Genomic DNA, 3,371 nt, shown 5'->3' with positions numbered 1-3,371 from the left:
CGCGGCCCGGGCAGCGCCCGGACCCGGCGGAACGCCCGGGTCGCTGGGGTCGGCCGGCCGGTGGGCTCTGCGGGGTCGGGGCTCACCGCTCCTCCTCGTCGGGTGTCGGCACGCCGTCCAGCGGCAGCCGCAGCGTGAACACGGCGCCGCCGTGCGGGCCGTTGCGGGCGCTGATGTCACCACCGTGGATGTGGGCGTTCTCCATCGCGATGGACAGGCCGAGGCCGCTGCCCTCCGAGCGCGGGCGGGACGCGCTGGCCTTGTAGAAGCGGTCGAAGACGTGCGGCAGCACCTCCTCGGGAATGCCGGGCCCCTGGTCGGCCACCTCCACCAGCAGGTCGGCGCCGCCGGTCCGGACCGAGACCCGCACCGGTGAGCCGCCGTGCTTGAGCGCGTTGCCGATCAGGTTGGCCAGGATCACGTCCAGCCGCCGGGGGTCGAGGCGGACCATGACGCCCCGCTCGGCGTCCAGCTCCACCGCGTCCAGCCAGGCGCGGGCGTCGATGCAGGCGGTGATCTGGTCGGCCACGTCCACGTGGTCCTGGACGAGCCGGGCGGTGCCCGCGTCGAAGCGGGTGACCTCCATCAGGTTCTCCACCAGGTCGTTCAACCGCCGTGTCTCACTGACCACCAACTGCACGGCGGGCGCGATCATCGGGTCGAGATTGTCCTGCTCGTCCTCCAGTACCTCGCTGACCGCGGAGATCGCGGTCAGCGGGGTGCGCAGCTCGTGCGACATGTCGGCGACGAACCGGCGGCTGGCCTGCTCGCGGGCGCTCAGCTCCGCCACCCGTTCCTCCAGGGAGGCCGCGGCCGAGTTGAACGTCCGGGAGAGTTCCGCCAGTTCGTCTCCGCCGGAGACCTGCAACCGGGTGTCGAGTTTGCCCTCGCCCAGTCGCCGTGCCGCGTCACCGAGCCGCTGCATCGGGCGCAGCACCGTGGACGCCGCCGCCTGGGCCAGCAGCACCGACCCGATCAGGGCCAGGCCGGTGGCGATCGCCAGCGACCAGGCCAGCGAGTTGAGGTCGTCGCGTTCCGGCTCCAGGGACTTCAGCATGTAGCCGGTCGGCCCGTCACCGATGACGGTCGCCCCGGCCACCAGATACGGGGTGTCGTCCATGGTGATCCGCTGCCAGTACAGGTGGTAGGGCGCCTCGTTGTCGGCGTTGACCGGCCGCTGCCTGGTCACGGCGTCCCGGAGCTTGCGGGGCACGTCGTCCAGGGAGAACGTTCCGCCGGACGTCACCGCGCACCGCTGGCCGTCCTGCTGCCGGTCGAGCAGCACCACCTGGTAGTTCTGGGTGGTCGACGCCATTGTCTCGGCGGTGTCCTTCAGCCGGTCGCACTCCGGGCGGGGCGGCAGCGCGCCGGCCCGTTCACCGAGCGTCCGGTGGAAGTCGTCCAGCGCCGCGTTCTGCGCGCGGGTCAGCACCGCGTCGCGGTTCAGCCAGTAGGCGATGCCGGAGGCGGCGACCGCGGCCGTCAGTGCCACCAGCGCGAAGACGACCACCAGCCGCAGCCGCAGACCGGGAAGCAGCCCGGCGAGCCTGCTCCGCACCCGGCCGGGGGCACGCGTCACGCCGGGGAGTCCAGCCGGTAGCCGACACCGCGCACGGTACGGATCAGCGTCGGGGACGAGGGCACGTCCTCGACCTTGGCGCGGAGCCGCTGCACACAGGCGTCCACCAGGCGTGAGTCGCCCAGGTAGTCGTGCTCCCACACCAGCCGCAGCAGCTGCTGCCGGGACAGCGCCTGACCGGGACGGCGGCTCAGCTCCAGCAGCAACCGCAGTTCGGTCGGTGTCAGTTGCAGGTCCCTGCCGTCCTTCGTCACGGTCATCGCGGACCGGTCGATGACCAGGCTGCCGAAGGCCGCCGAGTCGTTGGCCTCCCGCTCGCCGCGGCGCATGACCGCACGGATCCGCGCGTCCAGCACCCGGCCCTGAACCGGCTTGACGACGTAGTCGTCGGCGCCGGACTCCAGGCCCACCACGACGTCGATGTCGTCGTTGCGGGCGGTCAGCAGGATGATCGGCAGCTGATCGGTGCGCCGGATGCGGCGGCACACCTCGAAGCCGTCGATGCCCGGCAGCATCACGTCGAGCACGATCAGGTCCGGGCGCTGCTCGCGCAGCAGCTTCAGGCCGTCCTCGCCGGACGCAGCGGTCACCACGCGGTGGCCCTGACGGGTCAGGCCCATCTCCAGGGCGGTACGGACGGCGTCGTCGTCCTCGATCAGCAACAGGAATGGCACGCGCGCCATTCTGGCCCATCGAGTGCCCTCAGATCGACCGTCGGTCCGCTCCGGTTCCGGCGACACCGTTCCGTGGGTCGCCGGACACCCCCGCTGTGACACCGCTGTGACAGTCGGGGGACCCCGTCATGAAACTGGCCGTGCAGGCTGTTGGTCACGAGGCAAGCGACGGGCTGGCTTTCCGAGGGAGGCGCGAGATGACCACACTGCACGGAACCCACACCAGCGCAGTTCTTCACACGCGCCTGCACACCCCTTCGGTTCCCGCCGCCCGGAGCTCGGAGAAGTCCGGTGCCGTGAGCGGGCGGGGGTGCGCTCGCGGCACCGTGCGCCAGCGCCCGGCGTTCCCGGCCTACCTCGCCGGCGTGCCCGAGGGGGGAGCCGTGGCGGCCTGGGGGGACCGCCGCGGTGGCACCGAGCCGGCGCCGGAGGAGCGCGGCAGCGTCTCGGAGGCGGAGTTCACCGCCTACGTGCGGGAGCGCCGCGCCTCCCTCTACGCCACCGCCTACCACCTGACCGGGGACCGCTTCGAGGCGGAGGACCTGCTGCAGAGCGCGCTGTTCTCCACCTACCGGGCCTGGGAGCGGATCAGCGACAAGGCGGCCGTCGGCGGCTACCTCCGCCGCACCATGACGAACCTGCACATCAGCGCGTGGCGCCGCCGCAAGCTGAACGAGTACCCGACCGAGGAGCTCCCGGAGTCGCCCGGCGACGACCAGGACGCGATGCGCGGCACCGAGCTGCGGGCCGTGCTGTGGCAGGCACTCGCCCGGCTGCCCGAGACGCAGCGCACGATGCTGGTCCTGCGCTACTACGAGGGCCGCACCGACCCGGAGATCGCCGACATACTCGACATCAGTGTCGGCACGGTGAAGAGCAGCATCTGGCGGTCGCTGCGGCGGCTGCGCGACGACGAGGTACTGGCCTCCGGCCAGGACCGGAAGGAGTGCTTCGGCGAACTGGTCGCCTGACCGATCGTCGGAGCCGGGGGGAAACGGGGGAGCCCGCCGGGGGGCGGGCACGGGGGAAACGGGGGGTGAGCGGGCACGGGCGGCCGGGGGGTCTGTCCGTGCCCGCTCTTTCGCGTGCGCACGTTGAGGTCCGGGGCGGGGGCGGCG

General features: G+C 72.4%; 3 protein-coding genes. 1 reads left to right on the top strand and 2 read right to left on the bottom strand.

All coding sequences use genetic code 11. The annotated features are described in order from the left end of the window. Positions 1-82: 82 nt before the first annotated feature. Both ACYVE9_RS19880 and afsQ1 read right to left on the bottom strand, forming a co-directional pair. Positions 83-1,678 carry a sensor histidine kinase gene (locus tag ACYVE9_RS19880; protein ID WP_461029238.1) on the bottom strand — a complete coding sequence of 532 codons (1,596 nt, stop codon included), beginning with the start codon at positions 1,676-1,678 and terminating at the stop codon, positions 83-85. Beyond that, entirely contained in the window at positions 1,576-2,253 is a 678-nt protein-coding gene (gene afsQ1, locus ACYVE9_RS19875; RefSeq protein WP_461029237.1) for a two-component system response regulator AfsQ1, read from the bottom strand. Before afsQ1 ends, ACYVE9_RS19880 begins: the two co-directional genes overlap by 103 nt. Before the next feature lie 197 nt (positions 2,254-2,450). Between afsQ1 and ACYVE9_RS19870 the strand changes: the two genes are divergently transcribed. After that, positions 2,451-3,224, top strand: coding sequence for a SigE family RNA polymerase sigma factor (locus ACYVE9_RS19870; RefSeq protein ID WP_461029236.1), 774 nt, complete (start codon positions 2,451-2,453; stop codon positions 3,222-3,224). Positions 3,225-3,371 lie beyond the last annotated feature (147 nt).

The organism is Streptomyces sparsus, assembly GCF_054776295.1.
This window is presented reverse-complemented; position numbering and strand designations above follow the sequence as displayed.

Excerpts from the sequence above, each read along its gene's own strand:
- ACYVE9_RS19870 (WP_461029236.1), top strand. The coding sequence starts at position 2,451 with ATGACCACACTGCACGGAACCCACACCAGCGCAGTTCTTCACACGCGC.